The organism is Halobacillus mangrovi, from assembly GCF_002097535.1.
Classification (GTDB): Bacteria; Bacillota; Bacilli; order Bacillales; family Halobacillaceae; genus Halobacillus; species Halobacillus mangrovi_A.
The window spans coordinates 2,967,525-2,984,524 of the sequence record NZ_CP020772.1 but is presented as its reverse complement, the minus strand read 5'-3'; the positions used below and the strand labels follow the sequence as shown (position 1 = coordinate 2,984,524).

The 17,000-nt window shown below is 40.3% G+C and carries 22 protein-coding genes and 1 other annotated feature; of the genes, 13 read left to right on the top strand and 9 right to left on the bottom strand.

What is annotated here, in order from left to right:
- Positions 1 to 29: 29 nt before the first annotated feature.
- Positions 30 to 854: an HAD family hydrolase gene (locus HM131_RS14835; protein WP_198162641.1), complete on the top strand. Its 825-nt coding sequence runs from the start codon at positions 30 to 32 to the stop codon at positions 852 to 854.
- Positions 855 to 1,047: 193 nt separating this feature from the next.
- Here HM131_RS14835 and HM131_RS14830 read toward each other — a convergent pair whose 3' ends face one another.
- The 3 genes from HM131_RS14830 to HM131_RS14825 all read right to left on the bottom strand — a co-directional run bounded on the left by HM131_RS14830 (position 1,048) and on the right by HM131_RS14825 (position 2,314).
- Positions 1,048 to 1,251 carry a DUF3813 domain-containing protein gene (locus HM131_RS14830; RefSeq protein ID WP_085030506.1) on the bottom strand — a complete coding sequence of 68 codons (204 nt, stop codon included), beginning with the start codon at positions 1,249 to 1,251 and terminating at the stop codon, positions 1,048 to 1,050.
- A 1-nt stretch (position 1,252) separates the two neighbouring features.
- Entirely contained in the window at positions 1,253 to 1,396 is a 144-nt protein-coding gene (locus tag HM131_RS20965) for a hypothetical protein (protein WP_198162640.1), read from the bottom strand.
- 96 nt (positions 1,397 to 1,492) lie between these two features.
- Complete coding sequence (locus HM131_RS14825) at positions 1,493 to 2,314, bottom strand: Cof-type HAD-IIB family hydrolase (RefSeq protein WP_085030505.1); 822 nt, start codon at positions 2,312 to 2,314, stop codon at positions 1,493 to 1,495.
- Between the two features lie 176 nt (positions 2,315 to 2,490).
- Here HM131_RS14825 and HM131_RS14820 point away from each other — a divergent pair, with 176 nt between their 5' ends.
- From HM131_RS14820 to moaD, 5 genes are all read left to right on the top strand, one after another.
- Entirely contained in the window at positions 2,491 to 3,255 is a 765-nt protein-coding gene (locus HM131_RS14820; RefSeq protein ID WP_085030504.1) for an alpha/beta fold hydrolase, read from the top strand.
- 74 nt (positions 3,256 to 3,329) lie between these two features.
- Complete coding sequence (locus HM131_RS14815) at positions 3,330 to 3,641, top strand: metal-sulfur cluster assembly factor (protein ID WP_157130840.1); 312 nt, start codon at positions 3,330 to 3,332, stop codon at positions 3,639 to 3,641.
- Positions 3,642 to 3,744: 103 nt separating this feature from the next.
- Entirely contained in the window at positions 3,745 to 4,272 is a 528-nt protein-coding gene (gene mobB / locus HM131_RS14810) for a molybdopterin-guanine dinucleotide biosynthesis protein B (protein WP_085030503.1), read from the top strand.
- Positions 4,265 to 4,720 (top strand): molybdenum cofactor biosynthesis protein MoaE, encoded by a 456-nt coding sequence (locus HM131_RS14805; RefSeq protein ID WP_085030502.1) that lies wholly within the window; start codon positions 4,265 to 4,267, stop codon positions 4,718 to 4,720. The genes mobB and HM131_RS14805 overlap by 8 nt, the downstream gene beginning before the upstream one ends.
- Entirely contained in the window at positions 4,717 to 4,950 is a 234-nt protein-coding gene (gene moaD / locus HM131_RS14800) for a molybdopterin converting factor subunit 1 (RefSeq protein ID WP_085030501.1), read from the top strand. Before HM131_RS14805 ends, moaD begins: the two co-directional genes overlap by 4 nt.
- Before the next feature lie 431 nt (positions 4,951 to 5,381).
- Here the strand turns inward: moaD and HM131_RS14795 are convergent, their stop codons facing one another.
- Both HM131_RS14795 and HM131_RS14790 read right to left on the bottom strand, forming a co-directional pair.
- Positions 5,382 to 6,197 (bottom strand): undecaprenyl-diphosphate phosphatase, encoded by an 816-nt coding sequence (locus tag HM131_RS14795; RefSeq protein ID WP_085030500.1) that lies wholly within the window; start codon positions 6,195 to 6,197, stop codon positions 5,382 to 5,384.
- 184 nt (positions 6,198 to 6,381) lie between these two features.
- Positions 6,382 to 6,558 (bottom strand): YjzD family protein, encoded by a 177-nt coding sequence (locus tag HM131_RS14790; protein ID WP_085030499.1) that lies wholly within the window; start codon positions 6,556 to 6,558, stop codon positions 6,382 to 6,384.
- 139 nt (positions 6,559 to 6,697) lie between these two features.
- On the opposite strand from HM131_RS14790, the gene HM131_RS14785 reads away from it, so the two are divergent.
- The gene (locus HM131_RS14785) at positions 6,698 to 7,237 is read left to right on the top strand and encodes a hypothetical protein (protein ID WP_085030498.1); all 540 of its coding nucleotides are present in this window, start codon (positions 6,698 to 6,700) and stop codon (positions 7,235 to 7,237) included.
- A gap of 79 nt (positions 7,238 to 7,316) precedes the next feature.
- On the top strand, positions 7,317 to 8,267 hold the full coding sequence (locus HM131_RS14780; protein WP_157130839.1) for a BMP family ABC transporter substrate-binding protein: 951 nt from the start codon (positions 7,317 to 7,319) through the stop codon (positions 8,265 to 8,267).
- A 27-nt stretch (positions 8,268 to 8,294) separates the two neighbouring features.
- Here HM131_RS14780 and HM131_RS14775 read toward each other — a convergent pair whose 3' ends face one another.
- Positions 8,295 to 8,477 (bottom strand): hypothetical protein, encoded by a 183-nt coding sequence (locus HM131_RS14775; protein ID WP_085030497.1) that lies wholly within the window; start codon positions 8,475 to 8,477, stop codon positions 8,295 to 8,297.
- 167 nt (positions 8,478 to 8,644) lie between these two features.
- On the opposite strand from HM131_RS14775, the gene HM131_RS14770 reads away from it, so the two are divergent.
- Positions 8,645 to 9,577, top strand: coding sequence for a beta-ketoacyl-ACP synthase III (locus HM131_RS14770; protein WP_085030496.1), 933 nt, complete (start codon positions 8,645 to 8,647; stop codon positions 9,575 to 9,577).
- 18 nt (positions 9,578 to 9,595) lie between these two features.
- On the top strand, positions 9,596 to 10,837 hold the full coding sequence (gene fabF / locus HM131_RS14765; protein WP_085030495.1) for a beta-ketoacyl-ACP synthase II: 1,242 nt from the start codon (positions 9,596 to 9,598) through the stop codon (positions 10,835 to 10,837).
- Positions 10,838 to 10,881: 44 nt separating this feature from the next.
- Here the strand turns inward: fabF and HM131_RS14760 are convergent, their stop codons facing one another.
- The gene (locus tag HM131_RS14760; protein ID WP_232324798.1) at positions 10,882 to 11,886 is read right to left on the bottom strand and encodes an LCP family protein; all 1,005 of its coding nucleotides are present in this window, start codon (positions 11,884 to 11,886) and stop codon (positions 10,882 to 10,884) included.
- 151 nt (positions 11,887 to 12,037) lie between these two features.
- Between HM131_RS14760 and HM131_RS14755 the strand changes: the two genes are divergently transcribed.
- Together HM131_RS14755 and HM131_RS14750 are read left to right on the top strand one after the other, a co-directional pair.
- Positions 12,038 to 12,238, top strand: a complete 201-nt coding sequence (locus tag HM131_RS14755) for a YuzI family membrane protein (RefSeq protein ID WP_085030494.1) — start codon at positions 12,038 to 12,040, stop codon at positions 12,236 to 12,238.
- Between the two features lie 90 nt (positions 12,239 to 12,328).
- The gene (locus HM131_RS14750) at positions 12,329 to 13,090 is read left to right on the top strand and encodes a YjbA family protein (RefSeq protein WP_085030493.1); all 762 of its coding nucleotides are present in this window, start codon (positions 12,329 to 12,331) and stop codon (positions 13,088 to 13,090) included.
- 40 nt (positions 13,091 to 13,130) lie between these two features.
- On the opposite strand, the gene trpS is transcribed toward HM131_RS14750, so the two are convergent.
- On the bottom strand, positions 13,131 to 14,129 hold the full coding sequence (trpS, locus tag HM131_RS14745; RefSeq protein WP_085030492.1) for a tryptophan--tRNA ligase: 999 nt from the start codon (positions 14,127 to 14,129) through the stop codon (positions 13,131 to 13,133).
- 121 nt (positions 14,130 to 14,250) lie between these two features.
- Positions 14,251 to 14,448 (bottom strand) — a binding site (T-box leader).
- 53 nt (positions 14,449 to 14,501) lie between these two features.
- Positions 14,502 to 14,873 carry a DUF3899 domain-containing protein gene (locus tag HM131_RS14740; protein ID WP_085030491.1) on the bottom strand — a complete coding sequence of 124 codons (372 nt, stop codon included), beginning with the start codon at positions 14,871 to 14,873 and terminating at the stop codon, positions 14,502 to 14,504.
- A gap of 403 nt (positions 14,874 to 15,276) precedes the next feature.
- Between HM131_RS14740 and HM131_RS14735 the strand changes: the two genes are divergently transcribed.
- Positions 15,277 to 16,965, top strand: a complete 1,689-nt coding sequence (locus HM131_RS14735; protein WP_085030490.1) for a peptide ABC transporter substrate-binding protein — start codon at positions 15,277 to 15,279, stop codon at positions 16,963 to 16,965.
- Positions 16,966 to 17,000 lie beyond the last annotated feature (35 nt).

The following is a 17,000-nucleotide window of genomic DNA, read 5'->3' as shown; positions in this document are numbered from 1 at the left end:
AAACTAAGAACAGTAAGGAGGAGAGACTTATGCTGGATCAGGCGAAAGCGTTAATTTTTGATTTAGACGGGACGTTATATGAAGATACAAACCACTTCGTTTATTATGCAAATCTTTTAAAGAAGAAGTTGAAAGAAGAAAACAGACCATTGTTTGAAACGGATTATAAATCTATTCGTAATAGGGAACACCCTCTTGCCATTGGAAAGGTCTATAATAGAACGCATGATGCAATCATCTCCGTTGATCCGTTTACTAACCTTGCTATTCGTGTTGAAACATGGAGCGGAGATCAGTGGCCTGAAAGGAAAGTATGGAAACACTTTCCAGACCCATTGATTTACGATTTTATTGACCATATTGCTATAGGGGATGGGTGGTGGCTGCCTTTTTCAGCTGCCATGCACTATGGAGTAACTTCTGAGGACGCACGTGAATGTTATGTGGCAACAAAAGACTACATGGGGTCGGATGAGTTTCAGTTGACAGAGACAAAAGGATTGAAAACCTCCCTTTTACTATGGAAAAAAACTAAGCCCCTTATTTTGGTGACAAACAGTGAAGGTTATGATGTAGATCGGATATTAAAAGCTATAGATCTTGAAGGGATTTTCAAAGAAATTGTATCAAATGCGGAAAAACCTGTTCGTACGGAAGACATCTTTCAACAGGTCTTACATAATTATCGATTAAAGCCAGAGGAGATCGTTTCTATCGGGGACAATTTCATGAATGAAATTGCTCCAGCTTTAGAAATGGGGATGAAAGGAATCTATATACAATCGAATGATTTACCTTTCTCACACCCAAACTTGAAGGTCATTAAAAGTCTTGAAGAACTATGTACAAAATAAAAACACAGAAACGGCCCTGAACGTGCACTAGCGTTCAGGATGTTTCTGCGAAACCTATGAAAATCTTTAGGGGGTTATTCTTTAAGTACCCATTTCTGTGAAAAGATAACTCCGCCTATTGGCTGATTTTTTTTCCTTGATTTAGGGGAGTTGAAAAAGACCAGGCCGTTTAAACGACCTGGTCTTCACAAGGTTATCGCATGCTTTGGTGATGGTTTTCAAGCTGTTGTTCTAACTGCTGTAGCTGTTGTTTCTCTTCTTGAGAACATTCGCTATATGCAGATTGAATCGCTTGTTTCGCCGCTTGCATATCCTCTTGGGATGGTTGACGTCCATCACGGTTTTGGGTGAAACGGTTGACCGCTTCTCGTGCATTTTCAAAAAGGTTTCTAGCCATTTTAAAACCCTCCTACCGTATGCTGATCAGATTCGATTTCTTTTCGAGCTGCTTCTGAAAGCCTTTTTGGCTCCATCTCGCTTTCGTCGAATTTACGAACTTCTGAATAGCGGTTTTCCTTGCGATTTTTCTTCTCTGGTTCCATGACAAGACCCTCCTGTCATAAAAAGAAGCCTGAACGCTTTCACGTTCAAGCTTAGTATGGGAAGAAGCCATATCTTTAATCAAGGAAAAAGTTGACTTACATGGCTTTTTTATTTAACTTCAAATATTCAGTTAAGAACTCTCCGATTCCGTCCTCTTCATTCGTAAGAGTTACATGGTTGGCAATGCCCTTCAATTCGTTAATCGCGTTACCCATTGCTACCCCTACACCAGCATAATCGATCATTTCGAAATCATTGTCTTCATCACCAAAGGCGATAATTCTGTTTTGGGGAATATGAAAATAACGAGCGATTTTGTCCAGACCTACGGCTTTATTCATTCCGGAGCGGACAATTTCAATGACGTGCCATGGGGCTCCCCATTTTCTATGATCAATCAAGGAAGCATGCGTATCCAATTCTTGACGGAGCTTTTTAATTTTTTCCTCTTCAGGGTGAATCAAAATCGATGTTGGATCTTCTTTCAAGTTCGACTGCAGTCGACCGACTGTAATCGGATCATTCTTTGTTTGAAAAATGCTCATAATTTCTTCGTCATGTTGATCAAGGTAAACTTTATCTTTTACTTCAGCAAGAATATTTTTCACACCAAGTTCTTGGCATGTATGAATAATTTTGTGTGCCGTTCGGATAGAAAGGGGAGAATGAATTGCGTCCCAATGATGGTCTTTTGGATGGTGAATTAATGCACCATTGAAGTTAACCATTGGTGTCTCCAGTCCAAGTTCATGATAGAAATCAATGCTTGCACGGTGTGGCCGGCCAGTAGCGATCACAACGATATGGCCTTGATCCATTGCTTTAAGAACTGTTTCTTTCGTCTCTGTACTGATGACTTTATCGTCAGTAAGAAGTGTCCCATCTAGATCTAATGCAATTAAGTGTTGTTTGTTCATTGCTTTCACCTCATTTTGTTATAGTGTAGCGGGAAACTAGGTAAATTGTAAAGAAATTCCCACTTCGCAACCTAACACTTTCCAATTGAAAAGGGCAGTGTTACGATTACATTATAATTTAGAATTATTACGATCATTTAAACAGACAGTAAAGTTTATCGGAAAGGAAATACAGAATGATTGGTATTTATCGGCAAACATTAAAAAACATTCCAGTTCTTACCGTTGTAGAATCATCAAAACAAGAAGAACCATTACCTGCAATTGTATATTTTCACGGCTTTACGTCAGCCAAAGAACATAATTTACCACTCGCTTATTTACTTGCTCAGAAAGGATATCGTGTCGTCCTTCCTGATAGTACTTTTCATGGCGAAAGGGAAGAAGATTTGTCCAAGCAAGAATTGAACTTCAAATTCTGGGATATTGTGTATCAAAATTTAAAAGAACTGCAAGATATAAAAGATGAACTTGATCGACAAGGCTTAATTAAAGACCGGAAAATTGGTGTAGGTGGGACGTCAATGGGAGGCATTACAACTAGTGCTGCACTGACGATGTATCCATGGATTCAAGCGGCAACAGTTATGATGGGTACACCTAAACCTGTTGAGTTCGCTAAGAAAATGGTTCACGATGTAGAACAGACAGGAATTCCACTTCCTCTAAAGCAGGAACAGCTAGAAGAACTTTACAAATCGCTTGAAGGCATTGATTTATCAGGTCAAATGGAGAAGCTTTATGGAAGGCCTCTATTTTTTTGGCATGGCGATGTAGATCCGGTTGTGCCCTTCCAGCATTCTTATGACTTTTATAATGAAGCTATCCATTACTACAAGAATCCAGAGAACATTCGATTCTTGCGGGAGGTAGGCAGAGATCATAAAGTGAGTCGATTCGCTGTTCTTGAAATGGTGAATTGGTTAGAATTAGTATTATGATAACCGAGAATATTTTATTCTACCTCTATTTTTGTTTATAATAGGTTTTGAAGAATAGTGAAGGGGGAACAAATGTGAGTACAGCACTTGAAGAAAATGCTATGGGTGCCCTTGAAAATGTCATTGACCCTGAGCTTGGCATTGATATTGTCAACCTGGGCCTTGTCTACGGCGTCGATATAGATGACGAAGGGAATACTACAGTTACAATGACATTAACAGCGATGGGCTGCCCGTTAGCTGGTCATATTGAACAAGATGTGAAACGCTGCTTAGCTGATTTACCAGAAATTAATGAAGTCCAGGTGAATATCGTTTGGAATCCACCGTGGACGAAGGATCGCATGAGCCGTTATGCAAAAATCGCATTAGGTATACCTGATTGATCCGGCATACCAATAATGGATAAGCATTTTAACCCCTGCCGCACCGACGTACGGCAGGGGTTTTTACATAACGCTTAGCTTAATAGAAGGAGGGGAGAGGCCAATGTCTACACAATCGCCGGTCTTCCAAATCGTAGGATACAAAAACACAGGCAAGACATCGTTGTTATCAGAAATTATCGCATATGGATCGGCTAGAGGGCAGCGTGTAGCTGCTATCAAACACCATGGCCACGATGAACCGTTGAAAGTTATGCATCATGAAACGGACAGTTATCGTTTACATGAGTCGGGGGCGTTTATGACAGGTGTTGATAGTCCAAGACGATTTCAACTCGAACTTAACCACCCTGAAGGATTCACCCTTGATCATCTTGTGGAATTATATCGTAATTTTTCTCCCGATTTAATTGTGGTAGAAGGGTTCAAATACGAGCATTACCCTAAGGCGGTGATTATTAAGCGAGCGGACGATTTAAAATTGTTGGATCTTACGAACATCCAGTTCGTCATTACTTGGAATGAAAATCTGACCGATCATCTTTCTATTCCTGTGTACACATTGAGGGAATGGAGAAGAAGAATGTCAGATGTGTACACTGTGGCAAAAGGGGGAGAACCTGATGAGTGATTTTTGGATATCTGAAGAACCGCTGGATGTCCAAGTGGTAATCGAACGTGTAACGAGACGAGAGGCAGGGGCTATCAATACGTTTATAGGTACTGTCAGGGAGTTTACGCATGGTAAACGAACTCTTTATTTAGAGTATGAAGCTTATAAACCAATGGCTGAAAAGAAACTCTCTGAAATAGGAGAAGAGATAAAAAATACATGGCCCGATTCCAAGACGGCCATCGTTCATCGGGTTGGTCGTTTGGACATTACGGATATTGCAGTCATTATCGCTGTATCCACTCCGCATAGAGCAGATTCCTACGAAGCTAGTCGTTATGCAATCGAGCGTATTAAGGAAATCGTACCGATCTGGAAAAAAGAGCACTGGGAAAACGGTGAGAAGTGGATTGGTGATCAGAAGGAGAATAAAGCAGGTATACCATCCAAGGAGGCGATGAAATGAACAAAATCCTTTTCTTTGCAGAGCTCCGTGAAAAGATGGGCGAGGATAGCATCGAGTTAAATATGAGTGGGAAAAAAGTTGAAGAGATCAAGGAGATTATTCAAAAAGTTTATTCCCTTTCTAACGTAGAGCATTCAATGGTTGCTGTGAATGAGGAGTTTGCAAAAAATGAAACAGAAGTGAAAGACGGAGACACAATTGCCTTTATTCCTCCAGTAAGCGGGGGATAATAAAAGTCAGCCAAAACGGCTGACTTTTTCTAAACTCAATCGTTGCAATTTCTTAATTTCCTTCAACCAACTACGTCTTTTGCTCTTGAAGTCTAAGTTTCGAGGCTTTTGTGTAAATGATGATGGATGGGAAAACGACTCGCTTACCGTGGGCATGTGGTGAGCCTCCTCAGACTTCGTCTTCCGGGGTCTCATCTAGCCTGTTCATCCCACAGAGCGCAGCCCGAGGAAGCTCGCCAGTTCCCCCGCAGGAAAGCGAATCCTTTCCCAACGCCCCTAACTTCCTCTAACAACTTGAAATCTAGTCCTCCAGATAGCTGATATTAATCGAATAAACAGTAATAAGAAACACACCTGCAATGAAAAAGGAAGCTAGTCAATTTTATGCGACTAGCTTCCTTAAGGAATATTATATGGTCAGTGAGTTATCTTTACAATAAGACAACCAATAGTACTAATCCACCTACGATGAAACAATAGTAAGCAAAGTATTTAAGCTTTCCTTTTTCCATAATGTTCATAAACCATCTTAAAGAAAAGTAGGAGGCTACCACAGATCCAAGAAATGCGATCGTGTATCCTGCCCAAATCCCAGCAGAATCCGCGCTGGCAACTAATTCTTCTAGCGACAAGAGCATCGTTCCCAAGCTGACTGGAATGTACAGTAAAAAAGAAAATCGCAGCGCCGTTTCACGCTTCATTCCTAGGAACATGGCAGCTACAATGGTTGCTCCTGAGCGGCTAATGCCAGGAATAAGCGCAACAGCCTGGCCTAAACCAACAATCATTGCATCCTTCCAGTTGAGCTGACCTTCCCCTTTTCTACCTTGCAAGTTTCGAATCAGCCACAAGGCAATACCCGTGATAATGAGAGTAATACCCACGGTCTGAGTTGTAGATAATCCTTCAATCGCATCGCCAAGCAATATGCCTAACAAACCTGCAGGAATGGTACCGATGATCAAGTAGACAATGAAGTCAAATTCATCCTTCTGACGCTCATCCTTTGAAATTATATAACCAATACCGTTCTTCGTTAATCGTAGTAAGTCGTCTCGATAAACGATTAATACGGCGACTAAAGAGCCGAAATTCACAAGTACTTCGAATTGTAAACCATCAAATTCCATTCCGATGATATCTTGTAAGATAACTAAGTGACCACTTGACGAAATAGGAATAGGTTCTGTGAACCCCTGGAAAATTCCAAGAAATAAGTATTTGATAAGTATCCATATTTCTTCCATGTATGTTTGTCCTCCTAATTGGCAGAAAGTGAAAATGCATGACCTTACTATATCGCTAGTTGATTTTTATGTGCAATAAGTCAAGTTATTCATTCGTAAATGATCCATGTATGTAATAGGACTTGTTTAAACCAACGAAAAAACGCTGCCATCTTCTGATAGCAACGCTTCAGGAATTTACTATTTAAGCCTCTTCTTCCTTTATGACACCTTCTCCAAGTACTACGGCAGCTATTGTGAAAAGCACCGTCAAAATAATAACTTGGAGGAAATCAAAGTGGCCTCCGGACATATTACTGATGACATATACAGCCATAGCACTTAATAAAAAGGCCCAAATCATAGTCCAAATGATCCGCATCACTACTCACCTCATTTTACACATTCTGTTTCTATCTTATCAGAACTCTTTATAAAAAGAAATATGAAATCGCTTTTAGGAACATCATTCTATAGGACAGCGAATAAAATGAGAAAGATGAGGAAGGAGGGAAGGATGGATGATGATCACCGTATCCCCATGCTTTCATTGGATTGGATATCATATCAGTACAGGCCTTCTTCAAGAGGGCTTTGAAGTTGTCGGTATCGATCGTATGGATGATCTTCTTTGTGATCATTTATATATGTACGTAGGGCGGAATAGTAATTTTCAGCATTTTTATAATCATATTGATAAAGAGAAACATCTACAGACGGGGCCGGAGGAGTGGAAAGTGAATATAGAAGACGGCCTTCTTATTATTAAGCAAGGGGCAGAAGAATCACTGACAAAGAGAATAGAGATGCCTGAACTATATGGAGAATGGATGGACCTTACCGCGTTGAACATCCACAATTCAGATGATTTATGTCAATGGGTTTTTAAGAACGATGCTGTGTACATTTCAGATTTTGTGAAAAAAGTATGTCATTTTTTTGTTATTGGAAAAGGCCATGACTTTCAAGTGGAGCAAGAAAAGTCAGAGGACGAAGTAAGAAGAAATGTAGATTCCGTATGGAAAAGCCACGCATTAAGTCTTTCTTTGGGGCTTATGTAAATAAACACATTTACTTTCAGTGTTAAAGCAAGGTAGAATAAGGGAGGATACAAGTAGTGCGATATTAGGAGTGCTTAACGTGAGAACACTATACGTCTTATTCCTCTCTCTACTATTGCTTCTAACTGGATGCAATCAAATATCAGGGAACGGGCAAGCCAATCGAGTAGGAATGCTTGTCGAAACGACCATTCACGATCAAGCCTGGGGCCAGCAGGGATATAAAGGCTTACAATCCATTCAGGACGAGTATGGAGTGGATATTTACTTTAAAGAAGGAATTAAAAGTTATTCCCAAACTATTCAAGCTGTCGATCATTTAGTCAATAAAGGCGTCAATATTATATTCGGTCACAGCAACATTTATGGGAAACATTTTCAACAACTTCATAAACAATATCCAGATGTTCAGTTCATTTATTTTAATGGTCAGTTTACTGCAGAAAATGTGACGAGTTTGAATTTCAGTGCCAATGCGATGGGATTCTTCGCAGGTATGGTTGCAGGGAAAATGACAGAAGCAGATCTGATCGGTATCATTGCTTCTTTTGAATGGCAGCCAGAAGTAGAAGGTTTTTATGAGGGTGTCATGTATCAAAATCCTGAAGCAGATGTCCATATCGCTTATACCAACAGCTGGGAAAACACGGATAAAGCACGGATGCTGTATGAACAGATGGAAGAAGAAGGGGCTGATGTCTTTTATCCTGCAGGAGACATTTTTAATGTTCCTGTGATCAATGAAGTTCAAAAGGATGGACATTATGCAATCGGGTATGTATCTGATCAATCCTCTGTGGCAGAAAATACGGTGTTGACGAGCACTGTCCAAAAGGTTGATGTGGTTTACAATCTGGCCATGGATCGATATGTAGAAGGAGAACTTCCTGGTAAGCCGCTAACGTTTGACTTTCAGGACGGGGCCATTAAACTGGGAGAATACAGCCCCGAAATCCCTGAATCTTTCCAAAAGCAGATGGATGATTTGATCGAACAGTATATGAAAACTGGAAAGCTTCCCAACGAATAGACTTTGTGCTTTATCGCAAAGTCTATTTTATTTTTTAAATTTATCTATCATTGGTTTTACGATCGGAGAAATGGATTTCCAAGTTTTCGAAGCTTCGGTAATTAAGTCGGACCAATCAACGCTTGCAGGCTCCTGTTCTTGTTTTCCTTTATTCTCATTTGAAAAGTTATTGAAAAACTGTTCAAAAGGCGGACGATTTCTTTTAGCCATGAGTGCACCTCCTTCATGTATCGTATGAGCTGAAAAGGCTGGTCTTGTGGGCAGTGCTCCCCTTTTAGTAACATAGGGGGAGACTTGCAGAAAACCTTAATATGAATTAAAATTAGTACCAAGTCATAAGAATTGATATTAGATATTACCTTTAAGGGGATGAATATATGAACGCAGGATTCCTAGGCGTAGGGCACTACGCTCCAGAAAAAGTTCTAACCAATAAAGATTTAGAGAAAATGGTAGACACTAGTGATGAATGGATTCGTACACGTACTGGCATTGAGGAGCGGAGAATCGCTTCAGATGAGATGGATACGTCAGATATGGCATACGAAGCAGCCAAAAATGCACTTGATGATGCAAACATGAAGGCTGAAGATCTGGATATGATCCTTGTCGCAACTGTAACTCCTGATACACCGTTCCCATCTGTAGCTACAATGCTGCAGCATCGATTAGGTGCGCGGAAGGTAGCAGCAATGGATTTGAGTGCAGCTTGTGCAGGTTTTATGTACGGGGTGATCACAGCTGAACAATTCATCAAGACCAATGCTTATAAAAATGTTCTTGTGGTCGGCGTCGAGAAGCTATCTAAAATTACCGATTGGAGTGACCGGAATACATGCGTACTTTTCGGTGATGGAGCAGGTGCGGCAGTCATTGGTCCTGTCAGTGATGATAAAGGGATCCTATCATCCGAATTAGGGTCTGATGGAAGCGGCGGTCCATATCTTTATCAAGATGATACGCTGTTCATGAACGGACGTGAAGTGTTTAAGTTTGCAGTTAGACAAATGCCTGAGTCTTCTGTAAATGTCGTTAAGAAAATTGGGTTGAGTGAACAGGATGTCGACTACCTTGTTCCTCATCAGGCAAACATAAGAATTATGGAAGCAGCAAGACAACGCCTTGGCATTCCTGAAGAGAAAATGTCAACACAGGTGAAGCGTTACGGAAATACATCTTCTGCATCCATTCCAATCGCTTTGTCAGAAGACGTAAAGGCAGGTAAAATAAAAGATAACGATCTAGTAGTTCTTGTCGGATTCGGCGGCGGGCTCACATGGGGTGCCGTTGCGCTTCGATGGGGCAAGTAACCAAGGAGGTTTGGAATAATGGATAAACGACGTGTCGTAATTACGGGAATGGGAGCCGTAACTCCTGTCGGTAATTCAGTAGAAGAAATGTGGAAAAATATTAAGAACGGTCAATCTGGAATTGGCGAAATTACCAAAGTGAATAAAGATGACTATCCAGTAAGCGTAGCAGCTGAATTGAAGGATTTTGACGCATCGAAGTACGTAGATCGTAAAGATGCACGACGCATGGACCCATTTGTACAATACGCTATGGTTGCTTCCCACATGGCGGTTGAAGATGCAGGTCTGGAAATTAATGAGGATAATGCAGACCGCACAGGGGTGTGGATCGGCTCTGGAATTGGCGGAATGGGTACGTATGAGTCCCAGTTTGAAACTTTCCAGAAAAAAGGCTATCGCCGTGTAAGTCCATTCTTCATTCCGATGATGATTCCAGATATGGCTGCTGGACAAGTTTCTATTTCTCTCGGGGCAAAAGCGATCAATTCCTGTACCGTGACAGCTTGCTCTTCTGGAGCAAACTCAATCGGGGATGCTTTCAAGGTTATCCAGCGTGGGGATGCCGACATCATGATTGCTGGTGGTACAGAAGCTCCGATGAATAAAATGTCCTTCGCAGGATTCGCAGCCGCTCGTGCACTATCCCTGAATGAAGATCCGAATACTGCAAGCCGGCCATTCGATAAAAATCGTGACGGATTTGTCATGGGAGAAGGTGCTGGAATCCTGATTCTTGAAACGTTGGAGTCTGCTAAAAAACGTGGAGCTAAAATTTATGGTGAGCTAACAGGATATGGCTCTACTGGAGATGCTTATCACATTACTTCTCCAGCACCAGAAGGAGATGGCGCTGCACGTGCAATGAAACAAGCTATTGAGGATGCAAACCTTGAGCCAAGTGCCATTGACTACTTGAACGCTCATGGTACTTCAACGGAGCTTAATGACAAATTCGAAACGCACGCTGCGAAAACGGTGTTCCAGGAGCATGCTGAGAAGCTTGCTATATCCTCAACAAAATCTATGACTGGCCACCTGCTTGGAGCAGCTGGAGCTGTAGAGGCTGTAATTTCCCTGAAAGCCATCAATGAAGGGATCTTGCCTCCGACGATAAATTACGAAACACCAGACCCTGATTGTGATTTGGATTATGTTCCAAATGAAGCGCGCAAACAGGAAGTGAACGCCGTAATGAGTAACTCTCTAGGTTTTGGCGGCCACAATGCGTCACTTATTTTCCAAAAATACACGGATTAATGAATAGAAAACCCGATGTCTTCTTTATAGACATCGGGTTTTATTTATGAGCTTTCTTCTTCCTCAAAGTAATCTTGTAGAGTTTTTTTTGTTTTCTCCTCATCATGAGCTAGTACAAGACCAATTGGGTATTCTTTACGCTCGTTCCACACATTATCATCTGTAGGAATTCGAAGCGTCTCTACTTCTTCAACCGGATTTAGCAAGTATTCCTTACCCAGCTTAAGGATTTTTCCACTTCCCATATTAGTATCGATATAAGGTTGTAGCGTACCAATCAATCTAGGAGCTTTCAATACCCCTTTTATAGAGATAATCTCTTCTTTTAAAAGATTAATCACTTCTTGTTGCCGTTCCACTCGTCCATAGTCACCTTGGCTGTCACTGCGGTATCGGACGTATCCTAACAATTCCTCACCATTCAAGTTCTGGGTGCCTGCTTCTAAATCAATGTGGGTAGCGCCGCCTTGTGATTTATAATACATATCTTTTTCAACATCTACTTCTAATCCTTCAGGAGTAACTGTGTCCACAACTTGAGTAAATCCTTCGAAATCCACGATTGAATAATATTCAAGCTCAATACCGAAATTCTCAGAAATGGTCTGCCTTAACAATTCGGGTCCGCCAATGGCAAAAGCTGCATTAATTTTGTTGTATCCATGATCAGGGATATTCACATAGGTGTCTCGCATGAGAGAAGCAATTTTTGTTGTACCGGCTTTTGTATCGTACTGGGCGATCATAATCGTATCTGTTCGGGGGATCTCATTATCCCTTTGATCAATTCCCAGAAGAAGCACATTTATTTTATGATCTTTATTATCGACGCCATTAAAAGAATCTTTATATTTGCTTTTTGTTTCCTCTAGTGAATTGTTTTCTTCTGCTTCCGCACTGGAACTCCCGAGTGCTTGCTGCTTTCCGGATATATATTCAAATCCTGAATACCCCAAAGTAAGTAGTATGGCGAGGGCAAAAAGGCCGAGAGTAAGCTTGAGCTTTCTCTTTTTTTGATGCTTTTTCCGCAGACGGCGTGAATTCGACAATGCGATCATCCTTTCATAGTCTATCTCTCTGATCATTAATTTATCGTTAATTGGTATGTAAGTAAAGAGGTAGAACAATTGGAATCTCACGCATGATAGAAGGTTGTCCCTCATAAGATAGCAGTAGGAGGACAGGCCGGAGGGGTGGTCAATGTTGTATTGGATGTTGTTTTTAACAGGATTTGGACTTGCAGTAGCTGGCGGGACTGTCACAATTACGTATTTGAATCTCGTTCCTGCAGGCTTGAGCTGGTGGGAGTTTTTCATTCTGATTCAGTCCAGAGTAGAGTGTTATTTGTTTCCTCTTGGAATATTACTCATCTCAGTCGCTCTTTTTTTCATGAAAGATTAGTTTAGTAAATAATGGTTCTAAAGAATAAAAAAGCCAGTATTGGTCATAATGTAACCTAAAGAGATCAGTGAATGAAAGTGAGGGGCCAAGATGTTATACATGCATGATCTATGGGTGAACTGGTTTGAAGGAGAAGAGAACGGGTATAACGTTTGCAGATTTCATGAATGGCGTAAAGAAGATGGGATAGAGTTGATTGATCAGATTCCGCTGTTGTTCATTACGGATGAACTCTTTGATTTTATCGAGAATGATCTTCAAGACTTACCTATGTCGCTATTACAGGACATCCATCGGAAAACGTATTTGAAGAAAAACCAAGAAAGACACACGGTTGATTATGCCGCGGTCGTCACGAACGGAAAAGATGTCATTGTGTTTGATACATTAGGGTACACCTTGCCTGTTAAAAAGAGTCGGTTGATTCCACGCCAAGAACGTCTAGTTTTTGAAATGGTGCAAGGTAAACATCCAGAAAGCTATATAATAGAAGAAAGCATTTCAAAAGAGCATCATATCCTTTCATTAGATCCGGGTAAAATGTCAGGTTTAACGAGAAGAGAGCGTCAACTAAAACAGCTTTTAATGATGGCATTGGATCAACTGAAAAATTCTGATCACCCAGAAGAGATCAGGTATTGGTTAACAGAATGGGATCCTTGTCAATATTCGCATATTAAACAGTTATCCAACGAAGAAGCCTGGGATCGCTTGTATGAAGGAACTTGCAAAGGGTGGAGCTCGCTGCATGAGGAACTTTGTGGGAAAATCATTAAAGGTCAGCCTTTCTTTGAAACCATTTGGCAAGGTGAAAATCAGCATAAATCACATCATTTAAATAGCCAGAATTGAGGATTTGATATCCCAATTCTGGCTTTTGTTTGTTTCTAGATTATTTCTTTTTCTTCACACGGCCCAACCCCATGGCTTTTTTGGCTTTTCGAAGCATTTTATTCGCTTCGTAGGAAGCTTGTTCAGCACCTTTATCCAGAGTATCGTCCAACTCTTCTGAATTGATTAGTTCATGATACCTTTCCTGAATTGGTTTCAGCGTTTCAATAACAGCTTCTGCCACATCCTGTTTAAACTCTCCATAGCCTTTTCCTTCATATTTAATCTCTAAATCTTCAATAGAAACACCTGCGCAAATGGAATAGATCGTCAGAAGATTGGCGACTCCTGGTTTATTTTCTTTATCATATTTCACAATCCCGTCAGAATCTGTAACCGCGCTTTTCACTTTCTTCATGATCTTCTTCTCATCATCCAACATAGAAATGAAAGCTTTCTGATTGGAATCGGATTTACTCATTTTTTTCGTTGGTTCTTGAAGAGACATGATCCTTGCTCCAACTTTAGGGATGCTTACTTCAGGAACAGTAAAAATGTCATTGAATTTGTTGTTAAAACGCTGAGCTAAATTACGAGTCAGCTCTAAATGCTGCTTTTGATCTTCCCCTACAGGGACAATATCCGTTTTATATAAAAGAATATCGGAAGCCATTAATGGAGGATAAGTAAGTAATCCAGAGGAAACTCCTTCTTTTCCTCCAGCAGATTTATCTTTAAATTGAGTCATCCGTTCTAGTTCACCAATATAGCTGACACATTGTAACATCCAACCTAGCTGTGTATGTGCTGGAACTTCCGACTGAATGAACAGCGTGGATTTGTTCGGATCTATTCCAGAAGCTAAGTATAACGCAGCTAGTGACTTAATATTTTCTCTCAGTTTCAGTCGATCTTGAGGCATTGTAATCGCATGTTCGTCTACAATGCAGAAGTAACATTTCTGTTCATCCTGTAAGTCAACAAAATGCTTCATAGCCCCCAAATAATTCCCCAATGTCAATGTGCCACTAGGTTGAATCCCTGAAAAAATCGTCTTCATTTCCTTCACCTCATTATATTATTTTTTCTTTAGTCCTTGTTGAGATAAGCGTATTCAGGACCATTATTGACTGGTGATTAGCAATAAAGGCATAAAAAAATCACTCATCACTTCCACAATTGGAAGGGACGAATGATACCGCGGTGCCACCCTAATTACTTTTCCTTTGGAAAAGTCAGCTTATGATCGTTAACGCCGATTTACGTCATTTGAAGCTCAGAAGCCCCATTTCCTCTTAATGGTCTTGACTGTTCTCACCGACCACAGTCTCTCTGAAAAGATATCATTAAGAGTACTTTCTCTTCTTCAACGCTTGTATCTTATCGAATTAGGAAATTATTATAAACTAAATTATTTATGCTGACAAGTACATTACATATTGTAATAAACAGCAAGTAAAGCAAGTAAACCGATCATTAACATAGCGCCATGGAATAGAAAGAAAGATAACCAGCTTTTCTCAATCGTCTGAGAAGGCAGAGGCTTCTGCTTCCAATCATCCAAATAATCTTTTTGTTTGGCCATCTTATTAGAGAATCTTCTAAAGCTGTATGTTATGGCATCGAAGAATCCGCCTCGAATGACCCAAAGAAGAATGCCGACAAATAAATAGAAATAAGCGATATAGAACAACTGGTTAATGTAATGAAATAGATCATAAACAGGCGCTAGTACAGTGAAAAGCAGGGTCACGATCATTACATTAAACAAAAGTACTATCCATTTATTTCGCAATAGACTCAAAAAGAATCACACCTTCCATCAAAACTATTAAATATTATAGCATGATTTTTGTTTTGAAGGAATTGTAAACGAGATTAATAAACAGAAAATTCTATGTTATTAAAAACTTGAATGATTTATGCAAATACTTTAACGTATAAACGCGATAAAACAAGTTTATGACAAAAACATCGCTATTTTTTATGCATATAGGTTTATAATTAATTGTTTCTAGACAAAAATATTGTAAAATAAACTAGGTAAAAAGTCTTGTTTTGTGTCACAGAAACGTAATAATGATGGGGATTCTAAGAAATATAAGAAAAAAATTAATGCAAAATAGTTAGAAAACTTGTATAATTCGATATGTGGACAAATTTCCACATTAAATTTTTGAAAATTTTTAGGGGAGGTCATTTTCTACATGAAAAAGACAAATTGGTTATTGCTAGTACTCGCACTAGTACTTAGCATGTTCCTAGCGGCTTGTTCCGGCGGCGGAGGAGAGAACACAGGCTCCGAAGGCGGAGAAGGCGAAGGCGAAGGAAACACTGAAGAAGCTGCTGGCGACAGCGAGCAAGTACTTAATATTACGGACTCCGCAGAGATTCCAACAATGGATGCATCTCTAGCGACTGACGCAGTTGCATTCCAATTCCTTGGTTCCACTATGGACGGGCTTTATCGTCTTGGTGAGGATGCTAAACCTGAACCAGGGATCGCAAAAGATCACGAGGTAAGTGAAGATGCTCTTACATGGACTTTCAATCTTCGTGAAGATGCAACATGGACAAACGGTGATCCTGTCACAGCAAACGATTTCGTTTACGCTTGGCAGCGTGCTGTAAACCCTGATACTGGATCTGAATATGGTCCATACATGATGGGTGGCGTTATTAAAAACGCAGAAGCTATCGCCAATGGTGAAGCACCAGTTGAAGACCTTGGTGTTAAAGCAGTAGACGATTACACGCTTGAAGTAACTCTAGAGAAACCAATTCCTTACTTCGAGTCTCTTACAACATTTGGTACTTTCCTTCCATTGAACAAAAAGTTTGTTGAGGAACAAGGCGATCAATACGCACTTGAAGCCGATACACTTACTTTCAATGGACCATTCAAGATGACTGAGTGGAACCACGGTGAAGGCTGGACACTAGAGAAAAACGAAGATTACTGGGATGCTGAGAACGTAAAACTTGAAAAGATCAATGTAAAAGTTGTAAAAGATACAGCTACAGCTGTTAACTTGTATGAAACTGGCGAAATTGATCGTGCTGGTCTTTCAGCTGAATTTGTAGACCAATACCGTTCTTCTGAAGAATTCATCGTTGAAGAAGAGCCTGTTTTGTTCTACTTGAAGCTTAACCAAGAAGCAAATGACGTTCTTGCTAACGTAAACGCTCGTAAAGCAATGCAAATGGTAATTGACCGTCAAAGCATGGTTGACGTTATCTTGAATAACGGTTCCCTTCCATCTGTCGGTGATATTCCTAAGAACTTTGTTAAACACCCTGAGTCTGGCGAAGACTTCCGTGAAATCAACGGAGACCTGGTTGAATATAACGTAGAGAAAGCTCAAGAGCTTTGGTCTACAGCTAAAGAAGAGCTAGGTCAAGATACAATTGAACTGAACTACCTTGGTGGAGACAGTGAAGTTGCTAAAAACCTTGATGCTTACATTAAAGACCAACTTGAGCAACTGGAAGGTCTTACTGTAAATGTACAATCTGTACCTTTCAAAGAGCGTCTTGATCGTGACACAAGCATGGACTATGAAATCCAAAACGCTGGATGGGGTCCTGACTATATCGATCCAAATACGTTCTTGAACATGTGGGTTACAGATGGCGGAAACAACAAGACTGGTTACGCTAATGAAGACTACGACGCTATGATTGAGAAAGCTAACAATGAGCTAGCTCAAAAACCAGTCGAGCGTTTTGAAACTTTCCTTGAAGCAGAGAAGAAATTGATCCAAGAAGATGCAGTCCTAGTACCTCTTTACCAACGTGCATCTGCTAAACTTGTGAAGCCTTATGTTAAAGGTGTAATCACTAACCCAATGGGACCTGACTACACTTACAAACATGCTTATATCGAAGGTAAATAATAAGTAGTTCCTAACCACATATAGGCTAGCTAATA